This is a genomic window from Pedobacter sp. AK017, assembly GCF_014200825.1.
GTDB classification, from domain to species: Bacteria; Bacteroidota; Bacteroidia; order Sphingobacteriales; family Sphingobacteriaceae; genus Pedobacter; species Pedobacter heparinus.
Genome location: NZ_JACHCW010000011.1, coordinates 187,706 through 209,278, shown reverse-complemented (window position 1 = coordinate 209,278; position 21,573 = coordinate 187,706). Strand labels below are relative to the sequence as shown.

Here is a 21,573-nt window from a genome sequence, read left to right as displayed (position 1 = left end):
CGTTCAAGAAAAGATAATGGAACAACTTTTACTACTTCTTCTATTTTTACCATTGGTTGGCGCCTTGGTTACCGCATTTTCCGGAAATGCAGCAAAGCATGTTGCATTGGTTTCGGCAATCGCTTCTCTGGCCCTGGCCCTGGTTATGGTATGTAATTTTATACCAGATGCCAGTACGCAGTTTATGGTAAATTGTCCATGGATAAAAGACCTGGGTATCAGTTTTCATGCAGGTGTGGATGGGATCAGCATGATCACTATCCTGCTGACCAATGTACTGGTTCCATTGATCATCCTTTCGGCGTACCAGCACCAGTATAAAAGTGCAAATGCCTTTTTTGCACTGATCCTGTTTATGCAGAGCGGATTGCTGGTGGTGTTCACGGCCATGGATGCATTTCTTTTCTATATCGGATGGGAAGCAGCTTTGATCCCTATTTACTTTATATGTGCCATATGGGGTGGCAAGGACCGTATCCGGGTAAACATGAAATTCTTTGTGTATACCATTGCAGGTTCTTTGTTTATGCTGCTGGGTATCATTTACCTTTATTTACAGAACCCTGCCAATAATTTTGACATACAGGCATTTTATAGCCTGAATTTAGATTCGACCCAGCAGGCCTGGATATTCTGGGCGTTCTTTGTGGCCTTTGCCATTAAAATGCCAATATTTCCTTTCCATACCTGGCAGCCGGATACCTATACAGAAGCACCTGCTGCCGGAACCATGTTACTTTCGGGTATCATGCTAAAAATGGGTATTTATGGGGTGATCAGGTGGTTGTTGCCTGTTGTGCCTGCGGGTGTGCAGGAATGGGGGCAGCTGGCCATCATCCTGTCTGTCATTGGTGTGGTATACGCTTCACTGATTGCTTTTACCCAGAAGGATGCCAAACGTCTGGTGGCTTATTCCTCTATCGGACACGTAGGCCTGATCTCGGCAGGTATTTTTGCGTTAAATGTGCAGGGAATGCAGGGTGCAATGATCCAGATGCTAAGCCATGGTATTAACGTGATCGGTCTTTTCTTTGTACTGGATATTATTGCAAGCCGCGTGCATACCTATAAAATTGCGGAACTTGGCGGGATTGCCAAACAAGCCCCTAAACTGGCTATTGTATTCCTGATCATTGTTTTGGGAACTGTTGCTTTGCCGGGTACAAACGGTTTTATAGGCGAGTTCCTCCTGCTGATCGGTATTTATCAGTATAACCTTTGGGCGGCCGTATTTGCAGGATTGACCATCATTTTCGGTGCAGTATATATGTTCAGGATGTACCAGAACATCATGCTGGGCAAGACCAATGAACTGACCATTGGCTTTACCGACATAAAAGGATCGGAGCAGGTTGTATTGTACATCATTTGTGCACTTGTTATTGTTTTGGGCGTATATCCTAAACCAATTTTGCAACTGTCAGAAGCATCAGTACAACATTTAATAGAACAGGTAACTCAAAAATTAACATCGGTAAACTAAGGAAATGAATATCATTATAACAATAACTGTTACAGCTTTAGTGGTGCTTTACGCAGGTTTGTTTAAAGCTAAAAAAGCGTTATTACCCCTTACCTTACTTGGTTTGCTGGTTTCGCTGGCGTTTGTGGTTACAGCCTGGGACACCAATCAAACCTATTATGGGATGATGCAGATGGATAATTTCGCACTGGCTTTTACCGGGCTGACCATAGCAGGTACTTTCCTTATATTTTTGCTTACCCAAAATTATTTTGCTGCAAACAGCGAAAACATAGCTGAATATTTTACGCTGATACTTTTTGCACTTGCAGGTATAGTGATCATGGTTTCCTACAAAAATATGTCGATGCTGTTTATCGGACTGGAAATCATGTCAGTCAGCCTGTACATCCTTGCAGGCATCCGGAAAAGCAATTTTGCCTCGAATGAAGCTTCTTTAAAGTATTTTCTGATGGGCGCTTTTTCAACCGGATTTTTGCTGTTCGGCATCACGCTGATCTATGGGGCTACAGGATCTTTTGACCTTGATACCATCAACCAGTATTTGGTTGGTAACTATAAAGCCATTTCCCCGATGTTTTATCCGGGAGTGATCCTGCTGATGATCGGCCTGTGTTTTAAAATTGGCGCTGCACCCTTTCACTTCTGGACACCCGATGTATATGAAGGGGCACCAACGCTGATCACAACGTTCATGTCTACCATTGTGAAAACAGCAGGCTTTGCTGCTTTTTTACGCTTGTTTGCAGGTACGCTGGCACCTCTGCACGATTTCTGGCTGCCACCACTGATGGGTATTGTTTGTCTTACCTTGCTGATCGGTAATGTAACGGCCTTATTTCAGAAAAACTTTAAAAGAATGCTGGCCTATTCCAGTATTTCACATGCAGGTTATCTGTTGTTCTCGCTGGTTACCTTAACTGCAAATTCTTCGGGTAATGTATTTGTTTATGCTACGGCCTATACTTTTGCAACCATTGTTGCCTTTGCTGTATTGATCCTGGTTAAACAAAAAACAGGCAATGATAATTTTGAAAGCTTTAATGGCCTGGCTAAGCGTAACCCCTTAACGGCATTGATGCTTACTGTTGCCATGTTGTCACTGGCCGGTATCCCGCTTACTGCCGGTTTTATTGGTAAGTACCTGATGTTTGTAAACGTTATGACGGAATACCAGGTGTACCTGGTGGCCTTTGCCATCTTAAATGCGCTGGTAGGATTCTATTATTATTTTAAAGTAATTGTGGCGATGTATTTCCGCGATGGACATGAAACCCAGCTGCAACCGCCCTTTCAATACCAGGTGGTACTCATTTTATCGGCACTGATCACGCTGTTTTTAGGGATATACCCATCCGTAATTTTAAATTTGATATAGTCACTTCTATAGATAATTATTAGTAGTTTTACGAATAATTGAAATATGCAAGATTTCTGGAATTCGTTACAGCACTTCATTGATCCCGAAAAATTACTTAGAGAAGGTGGTTTTTACGTTGTAATGTTTGTGATCTTTGCCGAGACAGGTTTGTTCTTCGGGTTTTTTCTTCCCGGAGATTATCTTTTGTTTCTTGCCGGGATGTTTGTCGCAACAGATAAATTAGATGTAAATATATACGTCCTGATCTTTGGGTTGTGTGTATCTGCTGTTTCAGGTAATTTTGTTGGCTATTGGTTTGGCCGAAAGACCGGGCCGGTGCTATACCACCGGAAAGAATCTTTCTTCTTTAAACGACGTTATTTAAAGGCTGCCGAGGAATATTACCACAAGCAGGGGGCCTTTGCCCTGATCATGGGCAGATTTGTACCAATAGTAAGGACTTTTGCACCGATTTTTGCTGGTGTTGTAAAATTAGATTTTAAAAGATTTGCTTTATATAACATTTCAGGTGCATTAATTTGGATAGCATCCTTAACTTTGCTCGGTTATTTTCTGGGCAAAAGATTTGAAAAAGAAATTAGTGACTATTTATTATATATAATTATAGGTTTTATTGTTATTACAACTATTCCGCTCATCGTTACATTTGTGAGAAAGAAAGTAGTGAAGGATAACAATGACGAATTATCAAATACTGAACAATAAAAATGAGTAAAGACGACCATCACCCTTGGCACAGTGTTTCTCCGGGCGATAACCTGCCGGAGATTGTGAATGCCATTATTGAAATTCCTAAAGGATCAAAAGCGAAGTACGAAATTGATAAGGATTCCAATCTGATTAAACTAGACCGTGTGCTGTTTTCTTCAGTGATGTATCCTGCAAATTATGGATTTATCCCGCAAACTTATTGCGATGACAATGACCCATTGGACATCCTGGTACTGTGTTCTGTGGATGTTTACCCAATGACCATTATCGAAGCCAAGGTAATTGGCGTGATGCACATGGTAGACAACGGAGAACAGGATGACAAGATCATTGCTGTGGCCAAGAACGACATGTCGGTTAATTACATTAATGATCTTGCCGAACTGCCTCCGCATACGATGAAAGAAATCGTAAAGTTTTTTCAGGATTACAAGGCATTAGAAGAAAAGAAAGTAACAATTGAACATTTACTGGGTGTACGTTATGCCCATAAAGTGATACAGGAAAGTATAGAGCTGTACGACAAGAAGTTTAGAAACAGATCTTAAATGGAAGCATTTAAAATATTTTTTACCTTTTTTCTGGTTGCCCTTAATGGCTTTTTTGTTGCTGCAGAGTTTGCAATAGTAAAAGTTCGGGCATCCCAGATTGAGATAAAAGCTAAGTCTGGTAGCCGGGTTGCGAATATCGCAAAGCACATTACCCAGCATTTAGATGGTTATCTGGCCGCTACACAACTGGGGATCACTTTGGCCTCACTGGGTTTGGGTTGGGTTGGCGAGTCGGTCATGCATAGCATTGTACACGACCTGCTGATCAATTTCTCCCTTTCGGAGATCTATATCACCTCTATTTCTACCGGAATAGCCTTCCTGTTCATTACGGTTATGCACATTGTTTTTGGAGAACTGGCCCCTAAATCGGTCGCCATTCAAAGGCCTGTGGCCACTACCCTTTTTATCGCACTGCCGCTGCAAGGTTTTTATTTGATATTCAGGCCATTTATCTGGGTATTAAACGGATTTGCGAATGTAGTACTTAAATTATTTGGGATCTCCAATGTTGGCGGACATGATTCTGTTCACAGTACTGAAGAGCTTTATTATTTGCTGGACCAGGGTAAGGAAAGCGGTGCGCTTGACACCAATGAACATGAGCTGATTAAAAACGTTTTTGATTTTAATGAGCGCGTGGTAAAAAATATTATGGTTCCAAGAACCAAAATTATGGGCGTAGAGCTTTCTACCCCAAAAAGAGAAGTTGTAGAAAAGATCATTGCAGAAGGATATTCCCGTTTGCCGGTGTATGATGATATTATTGATAAGATCATCGGTATTGTGCATGCGAAGGATATCCTTCCTTTACTGGCCGACAATAAGGAATGGGTGCTGGCCGACATCATCAGGAAGCCTTATTTTGTACCCGAGACCAAGAAGATCAACGACCTGCTGAGCGAGCTTCAGCAAAAACGCATACAGATAGCCATTGTGATCGACGAGTTTGGTGGCACAGCCGGTATGGTTACCCTCGAGGATATTGTGGAAGAGATCGTTGGGGAGATCCAGGATGAGTACGATGAAGAAAAGCCGACTGTAGAGAAAATATCGGATACGGAGTTTATTATCAATGCTTACGCTACTGTATACGATGTAAACGAGCACCTGCCACACGACCTGCCGGAAGATGAAGATTTTGATACGGTAGGAGGGCTGGTCTCCCATGCTTTTGGCAAAATACCTGAAGTGGGCGACAGTGAAGAATGTTATGGCTATTTATTTACCATTTTAAAGAAAACGGAACAAAATATAGAGACCATAAAGCTGGAACTGGTGATCAATAAGAGTGATATGATCGATCTACACTAAAATCAATACCATGCATGTTTTTTATACGCCTGACATCGGTTCGGATGTGTATGTATTAAATGAGGAAGAGAGCAGGCATTGCACCAGGGTATTGCGTCTGGGTACTGGTGCCGTTGTTTATCTGATTGATGGCATTGGCGGCCTGTATAAGGCCGAAATTACCGGTGAAACTAAAAGACAGGTAAATCTAAGGATCATTGAGGTCCAAAAAGAATATCACAAACGCCGGCATTACCTTCACATTGCTGTCGCACCTACAAAAAATATAGACCGGCTGGAGTGGTTCCTGGAAAAGGCTACTGAAATCGGCATTGAAGAAATCACCCCGGTGATCTGCGACAGGTCGGAACGTAAGGTGGTTAAAGAAGACCGTTTAAATAAAGTGATCACTGCCGCAGTAAAGCAGTCGTTACAAGCCTATCACCCCCGCTTAAACCCTCAAATTAGCCTATCAGCTTTTCTGAAGCAAAAGAATGACAGCCTTAAAATGATAGCCCATTGTGTAGATGCGGCAGCCAGACAGTACATTAGTGATGTGGTAAAGCCTGCGGGCAGCTATACGATACTGATCGGACCGGAAGGTGATTTTACAGGCCAGGAAATTGAAATGGCTTTGCAAAGCGGTTATAAACCCTTAACTTTAGGTAATACCCGGTTGCGGACAGAGACAGCTGCATTAGCGGCATGTTTTGAAGTGAATTATTTGAACAGATGAGGATCAGGCTATTTGGACTTTTATTATTGGTGGTACTGCAAAGCAGCTTTTGGGTGCCCACCTATAAAATGGCCAAGCTGAAATACAACGGGGGTGGCGACTGGTATGCCAACCGTACTGCACTGCCTAACCTGATCGATTTCTGCAATAAAAACCTGAGCACAAATTTTGCTCCGCAGGAAGCCATCGTAGAAGTAGGCAGTACCGAATTGTTTAATTATCCTTTTGTATACCTGACAGGACATGGTAATGTGGTATTCAGCACAGCTGAAGCCGGTAACCTGCGCAGGTATTTGATTGGTGGCGGTTTTTTGCATATTGACGACAACTATGGCCTCGACAAGTTTATCCGTACAGAGATGAAAAAGGTTTTTCCTGAACTGTCTTTCATTGAACTACCACCCAATCATAGCCTCTACAATCAGAAATTTAAATTCCCGAACGGCCTTCCAAAAATTCATGAACATGATGGCAAGCCGGCAAAAGGTTACGCATTGATCTGGCAGGGCAGGGTAGTTTGTTTTTACACCTATGAGTGCGATCTGGGCAATGGCTGGGAAGACTTTGGCACCTACCCTGAAGACACACAAGAGAAACGCATGAGCGCGCTTAAAATGGGCGCTAACCTGATTCAATATGCCTTAACACAATAATTTAAACAGGCTGCAGTTATTGTGCAGCAGATAGAACCAGCTTATGAAAGTAAAAGTAAATGATCATTACGATTTTGATATCGAGCTTGCTCCTAAAGAGTTTAAAGCCAATGGCCAGGTCATAGCGCTTGATCCTGCAAAAATATCCGAGAACTATGTGCATGTCATTTATCAGAACAGGTCGTACAATATAGAACTGGTTTCAGCAGATAGGGCAGAAAAGAGCAGCGTGATTAAGGTAAACGGTGCATTATACCATATTGCTATACAGGACGAGTATGCCCCCTTGCTTAAGCAGCTCGGTTTAGATACGGCTATGGCTGGTAAAGTACAGGATGTTAAAGCCCCCATGCCCGGCCTGGTGCTGAATGTAATGGTTGAAGAAGGCCAGGAAGTAAATAAAGGGGATAACCTGCTGGTACTGGAAGCCATGAAGATGGAAAATATCATTAAATCGCCGGCCGGTGGTACAGTGAAGAAGGTACTGACCAGTAAAGGGGTTAAAGTGGAAAAGAACGAAGTCCTGATCCGGTTTTCGTAGCTATAGATTTAGACACATAAAAAAAGGGAAAACAACAGTTTTCCCTTTTTTTATGTGAATATTTTTAAGTTATTTTCCTTTGAATGGCTTTGCCTGTTTTGGCTTGAACTGAGGTTTTCCTGAAGACCTGATTTCCGGTGCGCCAAGCATGGTCATTGCGCAGCGGAAGCCTATATCTGCTGTAGCCTCATCTTGCTGCAGGTACCTTCTGCTGGCCGGGTTTAGCCATAGTGCCTGATCGTTCCATGAACCACCTTTATACACCCTCGATTTATCGTTAACCAGTGTAGTTTCTCCATACAGCTCGCTCTGAGGGTCTCTGTAGCCCCTTTGATCGGCATAAGTGTTCTTTAGCGAATCTGTCGGTTTTGCCGCTGCAGCCTGTTTTTCAGCCCAGGTCTGTTTCTTTGCATAAAGTGCATCTGTCATGACCGGTTTGTTGTATTTATCGATCGCTATTTTTCCGGTTGCAGGATCGGCAATCTTTTTATCCTGGTAATAGTTACCCCTGTACGGGTTAAAGGCATCTGCTGCCTCGAAAGTATTGGAACGGTATACATCAGCAACCCATTCACTTACGTTTCCAGCCATATTGTAAAGGCCAAAGTCATTTGGGGTGTATGACCTGACATTCACCGTGATGCTCCCTTTATCGTTCAGTGAGCCGCCAACACCCATATAATCACCTTTGGTCCTTTTAAAGTTGGCCAGGATCAAACCCCGGGTACTTTTCTTGGCCGAGCTTAGGCCCAGACCACTCCAGGGATAAATTTTATTGCTGTTGATGTTCTCATATTGTGTATTGCCAATCAGGCCCAATGCGGCATACTCCCATTCGGCTTCAGTGGGCAGGCGGTAAGGCTGTTTTAAAATACCATCCTCCAGCCTTACATTTCTTTTAGGCGCGTTCCGGCCACCGGCGGCGGCAGTACCTGTGCCTGCTGCTGCATTGGACGGGTTCAGGTCTTTCATGGCATTTTTGCCTTTATCGTCGTACTGTCCGCTCAGGTAAGTATCCGTATTAAATGGCCCTGTAGGTCTTGGCGTGGCAGCGGCTGTAGCATTGCCCTTTGCAGCACCTCCATTTAGTTCTTTAAAAGTAGTCATGTAACCACGCTGGCGCAGTAAATATTCGTTCACCCTGTCGGTCCGCCATTCGCAATATCTGCCGGCCTGTTCCCATGAAACACCTACCACAGGATAGTCCTGATAGGCGGGGTGCCTTAAATAATTGTCTACATAAGGTTCGTTATACGAAAGCGGCCTGCGCCAAACCAGTGTATCGGGCATTTCATTGTAATAGTATTCGTAATCTTTAGGAAAATTGGTACGGATCCAGTTCAGGTATTCCAGCCAGTTGGTATTGGAAACTTCGGTCTCATCCATGTAAAACGAAGAAACCGTGGTTTCCCGTTTGTGGTTATAAGAACTCAGCTCTTGTCCGGGTACATTAATGGCACTGCCACTCATTACAAAAACCCCGCCTTCAATTTCTACAAGTCCCGGGCCTGGTCCACGTCTGTACTTTTTGTTTACTACAAAACCACCGTATTCCTGTTTATTGTAGTCCATGCCTGTTTTGTCCGACTTCTCTGATTTTGTTTTACAGGAAACCAGTGCAGTTACAGCCACAAAGGATAGGAGTAAGTATAAGTATATTTTCTTCATATGGGAATGATATATTGCGTTCTTTTTCTACTAAGAGTTAAAATTACACAAAAAATGGTTTATGCAACAAGAACATCACAAATAATTTAAAATAAGGTAGCATATTGTATCGTTAATGAACTCCACAATAGCGATAATTGGATCGGCAATACTTTGAAATTAAGAAACACTATGTTAACTTGCGGAGAATAATTGTTTAAATTATAGCACAGCGGATGAATTTGAAATGCCTTGTTAAAACTGCTTTAATCTTCTTCTTATTTGCAGTTGGCAATGAGGGATTTGCGCAGGTTGTGGAGCCTGGTACGCAGCCCAATGGCAGCGAAATCAATAACATCATCACTGCTGTTCCTTTTTTGCTCATCACACCGGATGCCCGTGCCGGAAGCATGGGCGATGCAGGCGTAGCGGTACAACCTGATGCAAATGCCAGTGGCATCAACCCTTCCAAACTTGCTTTTTTAGATAAAAAATACGGCTTCTCTGTTTCGTACAGTCCCTGGTTAAAAAGCCTGGTCCCAGACATCAGTCTGACTTACCTGGCTGGTTTCTATAAGCCAGATGAACGGACCACTATTGGCAGCTCCCTGCGCTATTTTAATCTCGGCGAGATCCAGCTGACGGATATCAACCAGAACAATCTGGGTGTATATACACCTAATGAACTGGCTTTTGATGTGACTTATGCCAGGCGCATGGGCGAATCTTTTTCATTGGGTACTTCCTTAAGGTATATTTATTCGAACCTTAGTTCGGGGCAGTTTTCGGCCGGTCAGCAAACGCATGCTGCCTCTGGTATAGCAGTCGATGTATCCGCTTACTTTAAAAAACCTACTGTATTTTTAGGAACAGATGCCATCCTTTCGGCCGGTCTTAACCTTTCAAATATTGGCACCAAGGTCAGTTATTCCGATAGCGGGCCCAAGTCTTTTTTGCCTGCAAACATGAAAATAGGCGGGGCCTCCACTTTTCTGATCGATGATTATAACCAGTTTACTTTTGCCCTGGATTTTAACAAGCTGATGGTACCTACACAGCCGGTTTATGATGCCAACGGGAAGATCATTTCGGGTAAAGACCCCGACCGCTCCGTCCCTGCCGGTATCTTTGGTTCATTTGCTGATGCGCCGGGCGGTTTTAGTGAAGAGCTGAAAGAAATAAACATTGCTGCCGGAATGGAATACTGGTATAACCAGCAGTTTGCTTTAAGGGCCGGATATTTTTATGAAAACCCGAAAAAAGGCAACAGACGTTACGCAACTCTTGGCGCTGGGTTAAAATATAATGTGTTTAATATGGATATTGCCTATCTGCTTGCCAATGCAGATAAGAACCCATTGGCCAATACCCTAAGGTTTACCTTACTGTTTAACTTTGGCAGCACTCAAAATTAAACAGGCGGTGCAAGGCAATCGTAATGCAAAATAATAACAATAGAATAATAACAGGATCATGAAGATTAAAGTAGGTTTCGGGTTTGATGTACACCAGTTGAAAGAAAATCATCCGTTCATCATAGGAGGGGTCAACCTGGAACATCATAGCGGGGCTTATGGACATTCGGATGCCGATGTGCTTCTGCATGCTATATGCGATGCTTTACTGGGGGCAGCCAATTTAAGGGATATCGGTTTTCATTTTAAAAATACAGATCCCCGCTGGAAAGGGATCAGCAGCCTGATCCTGTTACAGGAAACGGTAAAATTGTTACATGAAAAAGGTTATGGGATTGGCAATATAGACGCGATGCTGTGTATTGAAGCGCCTAAAATCAATCCGCACATTCCTGCTATGCAACAAAATATTGCTGAAGCCGCGGGTATATCTGTAGAAGATATTTCCATCAAAGCGACTACCAATGAGCAAATGGGCTTTATTGGCCGGGAAGAGGGGGTTGTGGCGTATGCAGTGTGTTTGATTGAAAAAAGATAATTTTGTTCGCTTGGCAGGATGCTAAGTATGCGTCTTGCCTATGCATTCAGTTAAAAGGAAAATTACCTTCTCTGAGAACTGCAATTTTCCCCTATTATTCTAAATACCCAAACTTCCCCTGATTATAATCACTGATTGCCTGCTGGATTTCCTCGGCAGTATTCATCAGAAAAGGACCATACTGGGCAATAGGTTCATTGATGGGCTCACCACTCAATATCAGGACCACACTGTTTTCCAAAGCCTCAACTTCTATACTTGTCCCCTCATTTTTAAAATGTACAAACTGATCGGCATGGGCTGTTTCTGCGTTGTTAACCTTAATACTGCCTTCAATAACCACAAAACCGGTATTATAGCTGGCCGGGAAATCAAATTTGGCCTTGCCGTCCTTATTCAGTCTGGCATTAAATACATGCATTGGCGAAAATGTACTGGCAGAGCCTTTCACTCCTTTATATTCACCCGCGATAACCTCAATTTCCCCTGCTGCTGCAGGCAATTGATATTTGGCAATATCCTGGTGTTGAATACCCTGATATTTGGGCTTGCTCATTTTATCCTTTGCAGGCAGGTTAACCCACAACTGCACCATCTGAAAATCGCCCCCCTTTTTACTGTACGCTGCCTCATGATACTCTTTGTGCAGTATTCCTCCCGCAGCACTCATCCATTGCACATCGCCCGGATAAATCACACCGCTGTTGCCCGCACTGTCGTGATGGGCCACGGCGCCATGATAAGCTATGGTAACCGTTTCAAAGCCCCTGTGTGGATGTACACCAACCCCTCTGGGTTCATTTCTGGCCGAAAATGCGATTTTAGGATTGTAATCGAGCAGAAAAAACGGGCTCATTTTTAGCTTGTAACCACTGGGAAAAAAGTTGTGTACCCTGAACCCATCACCAACCATGTGAGGTGCTGGTGCATTTAAAACACCGGCTACCCCTTTACTATTTGCTTCCATCTTTGTCTCCTTTCTGTTTTACGAAGGATGCTGTATTGTCTTTTATGATCAGGCTTGTTTTACAAACTGCAGTTCGCCTAAAATTTTAACTTCTTCACTTACCATTACCCCACCGGTTTCTAATGCCGCATTCCAGTTTAAACCGAAATCTGTTCTGTTGATTTTTCCACTGATGGTAAATCCAGCTTTGGTATTGCCCCATGGATCGGTGGCGATACCACCAAATTCAACAGCCAGTTTTACAGGTTTTGTTACATCTTTAATCGTTAAATCGCCTTTTAAAGTGTAATCACCCCCATCTTTAGTGAAAGAAGTTGATACAAAGGATACTTTGGGAAATTCATCTGCATTAAAGAAATCTCCACTTTTCAGGTGGTTGTCGCGGTCATTATTTCCCGTATCTATAGAAGCCGTATCTGCCTCAAATTTTACCTGTGCATTTTCAAAATCGTCAGATTCTGAAGTTAATGATGCAGTCAGTACATTCAGCCTACCGGTTACGGTAGTGATCATCAGGTGTTTTACTTTAAACTGCAGTTCACTGTGTGTAGGATCTAATGTCCAGGTTGTAGTTGCCATAATATTGTTGTTTTTAGTTTTTCTTTTAATTAACAACACAAAATTACGGTGATATGTTTAGCTGGACATTGATGTATGATAAGAAAATGTTAAGCTTTGAAATGTTTATGTGCCAGGTCTTTACGTACCCTGCTCAGCGACTCCGGAGTGATGCCCAGATAAGAGGCAATCATCCATTGTGGTACCCTTAGGGTGAGGTTAGGATAGAGTTTTATAAAATTCAGGTAACGTTCTTCGGCTGTAGCACTCAACAGCATATTGATCCGTTTCTGCATAAACCTGATCGAATTATTCAGTATGGTATGGTTCAGATCGTGCATACAGGGAACAATTTTTGCTGCTTCGTTGATATAATCTTTAGGGATCACCACTGCCTGGGTATGTTCAATGGCATCAATAAAAAAGTCGGAAGCCTCATTAAACAACATGCCATTGCGGTCAGACAGCCACCATTGTTCGGGTGCAAACTGGATGATGTGTGTTTTGCCCTTGCTGTCTATAGAATAGCTGCGCAACAGGCCACTCATCACAAAATATCCATGAGTAGAAACCTCACCCTTCATCAGGATCATTTCATTGCGCTCAAAATTCTTTATTTTAAGTTTGCCGGAAATGAGCGTAAACTGCTCGTCTGTAAGGGCTACCTTGTTTTGTAAATAGGTTTTAAATTGCTCCAGCATAGCTTATAGATGATTCTATTTCTTATTGGGTTCTATATTGGAGAAATCTACACCGCACTTTCCACAATTGGAAGCACAACCTCCGCTTTTGGAGCTAACCGCACGATAAATGATGCGGCCTACATAAAACAGGGCGGCAGCAAAAAGTAAGGCGACTAAAATGGTCTGAATATCCATAACACAAAAATAATAAGACCCGCTATAAAGGGGGTCTGTTAAATGTAAATTTACTGGTCCATAAGGCCAATGCTGCCACCAACCCAGTCAAAATCTTGATTATACCTTACACCGATCATTTTGCCGCGGCTTAGCCTGGCCAGCGTAATGCAGAGCTGCGGTTCTTCGCCGTCGGCCCATAAATACATCAGCCTGATTTCGACCTTTACACCTGCATCCGGTGCCTGCAGCACTGGTGCATAAACCACCTTTCGCTGCAATATCCAGTTCTCCGGGTCTTTAATGGCCTTAATGTCCTCCTCCCTAACCTCAATCATAACCCCCATGCCGGCAAAAGAAAACAAAGGTTTCAGTACGTAATTTTCCAGATCTGCCGGGATACTGCCCAGCTGGCTCAAGAACCAGGTTTCGGGCACAAAGTCGCTTTTCAGGAAAGGCAGGGTATATTTGCTGATCCTGTAAAACCAGTTCGGATGAGTGATCCATTCAATATCCAGGACCTCCCGGGGGTCAAAACTCTTGTTAAACAATTCCGTCTGGCCGGCAATTTCATCAAAAATAAGCCGGTTGTATATTCTTTTCAATTGGATGTCCTGGCCGTTTTCGCTGTAGTACAGGTTCCGGTCCTTTTTAAAGATATCGGTCAGGCTCAATATTTTTATACCCAGTAGTTTCTCTGTAATTAAAAAGTCGATCAGTGTTTTTTGCTCCGGGGCAGCTATATCCATCAGGGCCACTTCATGCGGCTGGTGGGGCCCAAGTATCACTTTTTTCAGCAACGCAACATAGGTAGCCTCATTTAAACCTTCAAAATAAGGGCTCAAATTGTCGGGCAGGTCATATGCTTTTTTGTACGTCCTGCCCAGCAGGGGCTGGAAACCATACAAAGAAGGGAAGCCCTGCATTTCAATCAGTTTGGGTACCAGGTTGCCCAGTTCATCTTTGCAAATGCCAAAGTCGAAGGTCAGAAAATGGGGATGATCGTTCTCGCCGGGTATGTGCCATTCTGCGGGAATGGCTGCTGCAGTAAGCGATTTAAAATCCGGATGTTTGATCAGTGCAATGATCTCTTCTCCTGCAGCAATCAGTTTATCCTTTAAATCTTTAGGGATAAATACCGGTGTTTCGGCAATCCTGAATGGAATTTCTGTAAAACCTTTTTGCAGCGAGCAGATCAGTTCCTCATATTTTTTGGCCGAAAAGGCGGCGTTAAAAGCTTTCCTGTACCTTTCAATCATGTCAGGCCTCCTGTAAAGCGTTAATTGCCCGGTTTAAAAAATTAGGTAATACCATGCGTTGGGTCAGCTGGATCCGTGCCGGATCTTCCAGGCTGTTCAGCATGTCCAGGTATTTTTCTTTACCATGACTGGCAATGATGGCCATTTTTTTATCTTCCTGCAGCAGGTACAACTTCATGCCAAATGGGTCGGCCTCCGGATGAAACTGGGTACCTATAATCTCATTCGTAAAGCGGATGGCCATGACACATCGGTCCAGGTCGACATGCGGGCGTTCTTTTTCCAGTGCCAGTACTTTTGCTTCGGAAATGGCGAAGGGCGCATCATCGGGGTTGGTTACCTGCCAGTCCCGGCTGTCTACCGTATAAAAAGGATTCGGTAAACCATTAAATATCACATCATCTTCACCCGCTTCCGTTAAGAACACCGGAAAGATGCCAAAGGCTGTTGAGCGTCTGCTGGTCACCTGGCCGACACCAAATTTCCGGCAGGCCATCTGAAAAGAATGGCAGATTAAAAAAACATGTTTCTTGCTAAGTTCCTGTTGCGCATTAAAAGCTTCAATGTTATCCAGCAGTGCAAAGAAGTCGTTTTCCCATTGCCGGCCTTCTCCGTCGTACGGACTGCCCGGGCCTCCGCTGGAGATATAAATGTCATAATCCATGCCTGGTATCTCCCCTTTTTGCCTTAAATCGAACACATCGAAGTGCAAATCCACGCCGATCTCCTCCCTGTAGCGTGTCAGGATCTCTTGTATCCCGCGCATACCCTGGTTGCTAAAACCGTTATTCATGTCAATAACGGCCACATTAACCTTATTTCTATCCCCCATTCGCTATTTAGCCCCAATTAAAGTTTGCGTGGTAATGTAATCTACCACTGCCTCAAAGTTACCAAATTGTTCGTAAACAGCCAATTGCCTGTCGGCACCAGTTCCGTTGGCCAGTATCTGGCTTACATAATTGATCTCCCTGCGGCAACCCAGGTCGTCCACTACATCGTCCACAAAATCCAGTAGCTCCAGTACCAGGTTGCGACAGTTTACCTCCATTTCTTTCCCAAAATCAATCAGGTTACCATCAATTCCATAACGTGCGGCCCGCCATTTATTCTCATTGATCAGTGCCCTGGAATAGCTGATGAACTTCATGTTTTGCAGGCGCAGCTTGTACAGTTTTGCGCACAAGGACTGAAACAAGGCAACAAAGGCCATGGTTTCATCGATCAGCATGGGGCAATCACAGATCCTGAATTCTATGGTTTCAAAAAAAGGATGCACCCTGATGTCCCACCAGATTTTTTTAGCATTGTCAATGCTGTTGGTCTTGATCAGCAGCTTTACATAATTGTCATAATCTTCAATGCTGTTAAAAATATCGGGAATGCCTGTTCGCGGAAATTTGTCAAAAACCTTGGTGCGGAACGATTTGTACCCTGTATTTCTCCCTTCCCAGAAGGGGGAATTGGTTGAAAGGGCAAAAACATGCGGTAAAAAATAGCGCACCTGGTTAGCAATGTGTATGGCCAGCTCGCGCGACTGGAAGCCCACATGTACATGCAGTCCAAAAATCAGGTTAGAGCGCGCGGCCTCCTGCAGCTCGTTCACAATGTCGCTGTAACGGGGATGTTCGGTAATCAGCTGTTTTTCCCAATGGGAAAAAGGATGTGTACCGGCAGCACCAATCCTAAGTCCCAGCTCGCCGGCCAGTTGCGAAACCGTATAGCGCAGCTGCGAAATTTCCGCCCTTGCCTGGTCGGTATTCCTGCAAATTCCGGTACCCACTTCTACCACCGCCTGGTGCATCTCGGCCTTTACCTGGTCTTTATGTATCTTTTGTGCCGCTTCAACTATCTTCTGGTCGTGCGAGGTCAGTTCCCTGGTCACAGGGTCTGTTACCATATATTCTTCCTCTATACCGAGGGTAAAATCGTTCATCATAACTGGCCTTTCTTGTTTTTAACTGTAGTTTTCTCTATCAGGGGCAATCCTGCAGCAGCAGTTTTAAGGTATTCTCCCCAGCTCAGGTTGTCCTGCCCTTCAACCTGTATTTTGGCCCGTTCTATGGCATACCTGGCACTGGTTTCCACTACCCATTCAAAATTCTCCTGTCCTATGCTGGCCAGGTCTGCATCCGGTGCGGGATTGCAAAAATCTATGGCATAAGGAATGCCATCACGCACAGCAAATTCTACCGTATTGAAATCATAGCCCAGGTATCGGTTTAATTTCAATACATGGCCCTCAATGGTCTGCAAAAGCTTTTTATCTGCAGCGGGGCCATTTGCTACATAACGGAGGTGAAAGGGATTGCGGGGTTCATAAGGCATAATGTGCACATACTTGCCGCCAATACAGTAACACCTGAAATAAATGTCAAAAATGATCTCTTCCTGCAGCATCATTACCGTTTGCCGGCTGCGGCTGTGCTTGTCAAAAAAGTCTTCCTTGTCGTTCAGTTTATACACATCTTTCCAACCTCCACCGTCAAAGGGCTTCATGTAGGCAGGAAAACCGGTATACTCAAAAATCGAATCCCAATCCAGGGGATAAACAAGGTTACTGAACGAAGCATCCGAAGTATCGTCAGGCCGATCATAAGAAGGGATGAGTGCAGTTTTAGGTACCGGTACGCCCAGTTTTTCTGCGAGCGCATTGTTAAAGAACTTTTCATCTGCACTCCACCAGAAAGGATTATTGATCACCGCAGTTCCGGTAATGGCTGCATTTTTCATCGCAGCGCGATAAAAAGGCACATCCTGGGAAATGCGGTCTATAATTACGGCGTATGCCAAAGGTTTTGCCTGAAGTATCTTGTCTATACTTACAAATTCTGCCTGGAATTCCTTTCCTCCAATCTGGTTAACACGCTTTATAAACGCCTCTGGAAAAGATCTTTCTTTCCCAAATAAAATTCCAATTTTCTTCATCCTCTTGTTTTAGTTTTTCAGTAGTGTTTTAACATTCAGGTGTTTTATACCCCTTCCCCACAGCTTATCAATTAGCTGCTTTAAGTTAGATAAACAATTTGTTAAACGAGAATATTACCTTTGCATTTTATTTGTGAGAAAGGGGAATCGCCGAATTATGTATACTGCCATGTTGCTTCCGAAGCTTGTTAAAACTGAACACCTGTTAAAATCTGTTTACCTGGAAAGGGATGTAGCGCTGGAGTTCTTTATACCGGAAGGTCTGATGGGAAACGAGCCGCTGAACCTTTTGCTGCTGAATGACGGGCAGGAAACAGTGGGCCTGGGTTTACAGCAAATGCTGAACAGTCTGTACCAGGGTTTTAAAATTGAACCTTTGGTTGTGGTGGCCATAAAAGCTGGTGCCGACCGCCTTCAGGAATATGGTGTAGCCGGGCAGCCTGATTTTTTGGACAGGGGTAGCAAAGCTGCTGCCTATACCGATTTTATCATCAAAGAGCTGTTCCCCTTTGTGCATGGAGAAGTTGCCCTGCCTATAAATGGCAAAAGAGCTTTTGCAGGCTTTTCACTTGGAGGCCTTAGCGCTTTTGACCTTGTCTGGAACAACGACCGTTATTTTGATGCGGTGGGTGTATTTTCCGGATCTTTCTGGTGGCGTAAAAAAGACCTGAAAGACGGTTATACCGATGATGACCGCATTTTGCACCAAAGTATAGCTGCAACAGCAGCAAAACCTGAGCTCAAATTCTGGTTAATGACCGGTACAGAAGATGAGCTGGCCGACCGGAACAGGAATTTTATTATTGATTCCATCGATGATACTGTTGATGTAATTAAGGCATTGTTAAAAAAGGGCTACCAGCGGCCCCATGACATCACTTATTATGAAATGGTGGGTGGCAAACATGATGTGCATACCTGGGGGAGGGCCATGCCGGCATTTTTATGCTGGGCCTTTGGCCGGAAAATTACCAAATTAAACTAGTTTCCGAGCGGGGACAATTTTAAGCTGTTATTTCTTTTAAGTTAAGGTGGCTGCATACTGAAGGATGCGCTTTAGATGTCCTTGCAATGCGTCCGTATAGTTACCGCAATAAACCCGGGGTGAGTCCGGCTTTTTTTAGTAAAAAGTCGGACTCACCCCGGACTCATGCCGGACTCACCTCGGAGTCATTCAAAAGAAAGGCCGACGCTGGAATCAAGGTTGTACGGGCGTAGCTGAAAGAACGGGGCTTGCTTATAAGTTAAAGTCCTGAATATACGGTAGAGATAAATAATCTGCATAAAACTTAACACTTGGCGAGAGCTAATTGCTTGATATGTCGATAATAAACCCTATCTTTGCGCCAAAAATCAGACGCATTTTATGCAAAAAATTAGAAATATAGCAATCATAGCCCACGTTGACCACGGTAAAACTACACTGGTTGATAAGATCTTACACGCCTGTTCAATCTTCCGTGATAACGAACAATCAGGAGATTTAATACTTGACAATAATGATTTGGAGCGTGAACGTGGGATCACGATTGTTTCCAAAAACGTTTCAGTACAGTACAAAGATGTAAAAATCAACATCATTGATACCCCTGGTCACGCCGATTTTGGTGGTGAGGTGGAGCGTGTATTGAAAATGGCTGACGGTGTATTGTTATTGTGTGATGCTTTTGAAGGCGCAATGCCTCAAACGCGTTTCGTAACACAAAAAGCATTGGCATTGGGCTTAAAGCCAATTGTAGTGGTAAATAAGGTAGATAAAGAGAACTGCCGTCCGGAAGAAGTATATGAGCAGATCTTTGAATTGTTCTTTAACCTTGAAGCGACAGAAGACCAGTTAGATTTTCCTGTAATTTACGGTTCATCTAAACAAGGATGGATGAGTACGGACTGGAAAGTACCTACTACTGATATTTTCGCCCTGTTAGATGCTGTGGTAGCTAATATTCCTGCTGCACCCACTAACGATGGTACTTTACAAATGCAGATCACTTCATTAGATTACTCATCTTTTGTAGGCCGTATTGCTATTGGCCGTGTACACCGCGGAGTAATTAAAGAAAACCAACCGGTTACTTTGATCAAACGGGATGGTAAAATTGTAAAATCAAGGGTAAAAGAATTATATACTTTCGAAGGTTTAGGTAAAATCCGTGCTACTGAAGTAAAATCAGGTGATATCTGTGCTGTTGTGGGTATCGATGGTTTCGATATCGGTGATACCATTGCTGATTTCGAAGCTCCGGAGCAATTGCCGGTAATCAAAATTGATGAGCCTACGATGAACATGTTGTTCACGATCAACAACTCACCATTTTTTGGTAAAGAAGGTAAATTTGTAACTTCTCAGCGTTTGAAGGAGCGTTTGTATAAAGAGATCGAAAAAAACCTTGCACTTAAAGTGGTAGAAACAGAATCTCCGGATGCTTATCTGGTATACGGAAGGGGTATTCTCCATTTATCCGTATTGATCGAGACCATGCGCCGTGAAGGGTATGAAATTCAGGTAGGCCAGCCACAGGTAATCATTAAAGAGATTGATGGTAAAAAATGTGAGCCTATTGAGACTTTGATTGTTGACGTACCTGGTGAAGTTGCTGGTAAAGTAATTGAGCTGGTAACGCAACGTAAAGGTGAGTTGCTGATCATGGAGCCAAAAGGCGATTTACAACACCTGGAATTTGATATTCCTGCACGTGGCATCATCGGATTAAGAAACAATGTATTGACTGCTACTGGCGGCGAGGCCATAATGGCACACCGTTTTAAAGCTTATGAGCCCTGGAAAGGTACAATCCCGGGAAGGTTAAATGGGGTATTGGTTTCTATGGAAAAAGGAAGTACTACTGCTTATTCTATTGATAAACTGCAGGACCGCGGACGTTTCTTTGTTGATCCGGGAGTAGATATTTATGAAGGACAAATCTTAGGAGAGCACATTCGTGATAATGATCTGGTGATTAATATTGTGAAAGGTAAAGCTTTGACCAATATGCGTGCTTCCGGTACAGACGACAGTCAGCGTATTGCTCCGGCCATTAAGTTCTCATTGGAAGAGGCTATGGAATACATCCAGGCTGATGAGTACATTGAGGTAACCCCCTTAAGCATGCGTTTACGTAAGATTCACTTAACTGAAGCTGCACGTAAAGTCAATAAAATCGTATAATTTTTAGAATTATCTATATTTAAAAGCCCCTGAACTGATCTTCAGGGGCTTTTTCTATTTATAAGTCATAAAGGCCCTTGCGTAGGGAACAGCCTTTTGTTTTTGTTATTTTTGTGTTTTTAATAAAGGGAACCCATTTAAATACAAGATACTATGGAATCATTACAAGGAAAGAACGCCATTATAACCGGTGCCGGAAAAGGAATTGGCAGGGCATTGGCCATTGCTTTGGCACAAGAAGGTGTAAATATAGGCCTTGCGGCCAGAACGACATCCGATTTAGACCGTGTAGCGGCTGAATTAAAACCCTACGGTGTTAAAACTGCAATTGTTACCATGGATGTGGCAGACATTAACGCGGTAAATGCGGCGGTCCTGGCATTGAAATCTGAACTGGGAGTGGTTGACATCCTCATCAATAATGCCGGAATTGGTGCTTTTGGTTCTTTTATGGAGCTTGAGCCCGAAAAATGGGAGCAGATCATCCGTGTAAATTTACTGGGAGCGTATTATGTAACCCGTGCGGTATTACCGGAAATGATAGAAAGAAAGACGGGTGACATCATCAATATCTCTTCTACTGCAGGTAAAAATGGTGCCGCTGTGACCAGTGCTTACAGTGCCTCTAAATTTGGTTTGATTGGTATGTCTGAATCGCTGATGCAGGAAGTGCGGAAACACAACATCAGGGTAAGTACTTTATTGCCAAGTACGGTGGCTACAGATATGGCTAAGGATTTAAAACTTACTGATGGCAATCCCGATCGGGTTATGCAACCGGAAGATTTCGCTGAATTGGTTGTGGCACAATTGAAATTGAACCGGAGGGTATTTGTAAAAGAAGCGGGTCTTTGGTCTACTAATCCTTAAGCTGGTACAGGGGGCTGGA

22 protein-coding genes are annotated in these 21,573 nt (G+C 43.5%); 13 read left to right on the top strand and 9 right to left on the bottom strand.

Annotation, left to right across the window (positions count from 1 at the left end):
- Nucleotides 1-16 precede the first annotated feature (16 nt).
- From HDC92_RS16995 to HDC92_RS16960, 8 genes are read left to right on the top strand one after another with little or no spacing between them, the layout of a single operon-like run.
- A complete protein-coding gene (locus tag HDC92_RS16995; protein ID WP_015809869.1) occupies nt 17-1,483 on the top strand; it encodes a NuoM family protein in 1,467 nt (488 codons plus the stop codon).
- A gap of 4 nt (nt 1,484-1,487) precedes the next feature.
- Entirely contained in the window at nt 1,488-2,861 is a 1,374-nt protein-coding gene (locus tag HDC92_RS16990; protein WP_183876238.1) for an NADH-quinone oxidoreductase subunit N, read from the top strand.
- 45 nt (nt 2,862-2,906) lie between these two features.
- The gene (locus tag HDC92_RS16985) at nt 2,907-3,569 is read left to right on the top strand and encodes a DedA family protein (RefSeq protein WP_015809867.1); all 663 of its coding nucleotides are present in this window, start codon (nt 2,907-2,909) and stop codon (nt 3,567-3,569) included.
- 2 nt (nt 3,570-3,571) lie between these two features.
- Nucleotides 3,572-4,123, top strand: a complete 552-nt coding sequence (locus HDC92_RS16980) for an inorganic diphosphatase (RefSeq protein ID WP_015809866.1) — start codon at nt 3,572-3,574, stop codon at nt 4,121-4,123.
- Complete coding sequence (locus HDC92_RS16975) at nt 4,124-5,440, top strand: hemolysin family protein (RefSeq protein ID WP_015809865.1); 1,317 nt, start codon at nt 4,124-4,126, stop codon at nt 5,438-5,440. It begins immediately after the preceding gene.
- Between the two features lie 10 nt (nt 5,441-5,450).
- Complete coding sequence (locus tag HDC92_RS16970; RefSeq protein WP_015809864.1) at nt 5,451-6,155, top strand: 16S rRNA (uracil(1498)-N(3))-methyltransferase; 705 nt, start codon at nt 5,451-5,453, stop codon at nt 6,153-6,155.
- Nucleotides 6,152-6,808: a DUF4159 domain-containing protein gene (locus HDC92_RS16965; RefSeq protein ID WP_183876236.1), complete on the top strand. Its 657-nt coding sequence runs from the start codon at nt 6,152-6,154 to the stop codon at nt 6,806-6,808. The genes HDC92_RS16970 and HDC92_RS16965 overlap by 4 nt, the downstream gene beginning before the upstream one ends.
- A 43-nt stretch (nt 6,809-6,851) precedes the next feature.
- Nucleotides 6,852-7,349 carry a biotin/lipoyl-containing protein gene (locus tag HDC92_RS16960; protein WP_015809862.1) on the top strand — a complete coding sequence of 166 codons (498 nt, stop codon included), beginning with the start codon at nt 6,852-6,854 and terminating at the stop codon, nt 7,347-7,349.
- A gap of 69 nt (nt 7,350-7,418) precedes the next feature.
- On the opposite strand, the gene HDC92_RS16955 is transcribed toward HDC92_RS16960, so the two are convergent.
- The gene (locus HDC92_RS16955) at nt 7,419-9,017 is read right to left on the bottom strand and encodes an SUMF1/EgtB/PvdO family nonheme iron enzyme (protein ID WP_015809861.1); all 1,599 of its coding nucleotides are present in this window, start codon (nt 9,015-9,017) and stop codon (nt 7,419-7,421) included.
- Between the two features lie 215 nt (nt 9,018-9,232).
- On the opposite strand from HDC92_RS16955, the gene porV reads away from it, so the two are divergent.
- Both porV and ispF read left to right on the top strand, forming a co-directional pair.
- A complete protein-coding gene (gene porV, locus HDC92_RS16950) occupies nt 9,233-10,411 on the top strand; it encodes a type IX secretion system outer membrane channel protein PorV (protein ID WP_183876235.1) in 1,179 nt (392 codons plus the stop codon).
- Nucleotides 10,412-10,469: 58 nt separating this feature from the next.
- Nucleotides 10,470-10,949 carry a 2-C-methyl-D-erythritol 2,4-cyclodiphosphate synthase gene (gene ispF / locus HDC92_RS16945; RefSeq protein ID WP_015809859.1) on the top strand — a complete coding sequence of 160 codons (480 nt, stop codon included), beginning with the start codon at nt 10,470-10,472 and terminating at the stop codon, nt 10,947-10,949.
- A 94-nt stretch (nt 10,950-11,043) separates the two neighbouring features.
- On the opposite strand, the gene HDC92_RS16940 is transcribed toward ispF, so the two are convergent.
- The 8 genes from HDC92_RS16940 to HDC92_RS16905 all read right to left on the bottom strand — a co-directional run bounded on the left by HDC92_RS16940 (nt 11,044) and on the right by HDC92_RS16905 (nt 17,518).
- Nucleotides 11,044-11,916: a pirin family protein gene (locus tag HDC92_RS16940; RefSeq protein WP_183876233.1), complete on the bottom strand. Its 873-nt coding sequence runs from the start codon at nt 11,914-11,916 to the stop codon at nt 11,044-11,046.
- 48 nt (nt 11,917-11,964) lie between these two features.
- Complete coding sequence (locus tag HDC92_RS16935; protein WP_183876231.1) at nt 11,965-12,495, bottom strand: YceI family protein; 531 nt, start codon at nt 12,493-12,495, stop codon at nt 11,965-11,967.
- Between the two features lie 89 nt (nt 12,496-12,584).
- Nucleotides 12,585-13,175 (bottom strand): Crp/Fnr family transcriptional regulator, encoded by a 591-nt coding sequence (locus tag HDC92_RS16930; RefSeq protein ID WP_015809856.1) that lies wholly within the window; start codon nt 13,173-13,175, stop codon nt 12,585-12,587.
- A gap of 15 nt (nt 13,176-13,190) precedes the next feature.
- On the bottom strand, nt 13,191-13,352 hold the full coding sequence (locus tag HDC92_RS16925) for a FeoB-associated Cys-rich membrane protein (RefSeq protein WP_015809855.1): 162 nt from the start codon (nt 13,350-13,352) through the stop codon (nt 13,191-13,193).
- A 50-nt stretch (nt 13,353-13,402) separates the two neighbouring features.
- A complete protein-coding gene (locus HDC92_RS16920; protein ID WP_183876229.1) occupies nt 13,403-14,590 on the bottom strand; it encodes a hypothetical protein in 1,188 nt (395 codons plus the stop codon).
- Between the two features lies 1 nt (nt 14,591).
- Nucleotides 14,592-15,422, bottom strand: coding sequence for a type 1 glutamine amidotransferase (locus HDC92_RS16915; protein ID WP_183876227.1), 831 nt, complete (start codon nt 15,420-15,422; stop codon nt 14,592-14,594).
- Between the two features lie 3 nt (nt 15,423-15,425).
- Nucleotides 15,426-16,529: a carboxylate-amine ligase gene (locus tag HDC92_RS16910; protein WP_015809852.1), complete on the bottom strand. Its 1,104-nt coding sequence runs from the start codon at nt 16,527-16,529 to the stop codon at nt 15,426-15,428.
- Nucleotides 16,526-17,518 carry a RimK family alpha-L-glutamate ligase gene (locus HDC92_RS16905; RefSeq protein ID WP_183876225.1) on the bottom strand — a complete coding sequence of 331 codons (993 nt, stop codon included), beginning with the start codon at nt 17,516-17,518 and terminating at the stop codon, nt 16,526-16,528. The genes HDC92_RS16910 and HDC92_RS16905 overlap by 4 nt, the downstream gene beginning before the upstream one ends.
- Nucleotides 17,519-17,687: 169 nt before the next feature.
- On the opposite strand from HDC92_RS16905, the gene HDC92_RS16900 reads away from it, so the two are divergent.
- The 3 genes from HDC92_RS16900 to HDC92_RS16890 all read left to right on the top strand — a co-directional run bounded on the left by HDC92_RS16900 (nt 17,688) and on the right by HDC92_RS16890 (nt 21,554).
- On the top strand, nt 17,688-18,503 hold the full coding sequence (locus HDC92_RS16900; protein ID WP_244862629.1) for an alpha/beta hydrolase: 816 nt from the start codon (nt 17,688-17,690) through the stop codon (nt 18,501-18,503).
- 381 nt (nt 18,504-18,884) lie between these two features.
- Nucleotides 18,885-20,684 carry a translational GTPase TypA gene (typA, locus tag HDC92_RS16895; protein ID WP_015809849.1) on the top strand — a complete coding sequence of 600 codons (1,800 nt, stop codon included), beginning with the start codon at nt 18,885-18,887 and terminating at the stop codon, nt 20,682-20,684.
- Nucleotides 20,685-20,837: 153 nt separating this feature from the next.
- Nucleotides 20,838-21,554, top strand: coding sequence for a 3-ketoacyl-ACP reductase (locus HDC92_RS16890; protein WP_183876223.1), 717 nt, complete (start codon nt 20,838-20,840; stop codon nt 21,552-21,554).
- Nucleotides 21,555-21,573 lie beyond the last annotated feature (19 nt).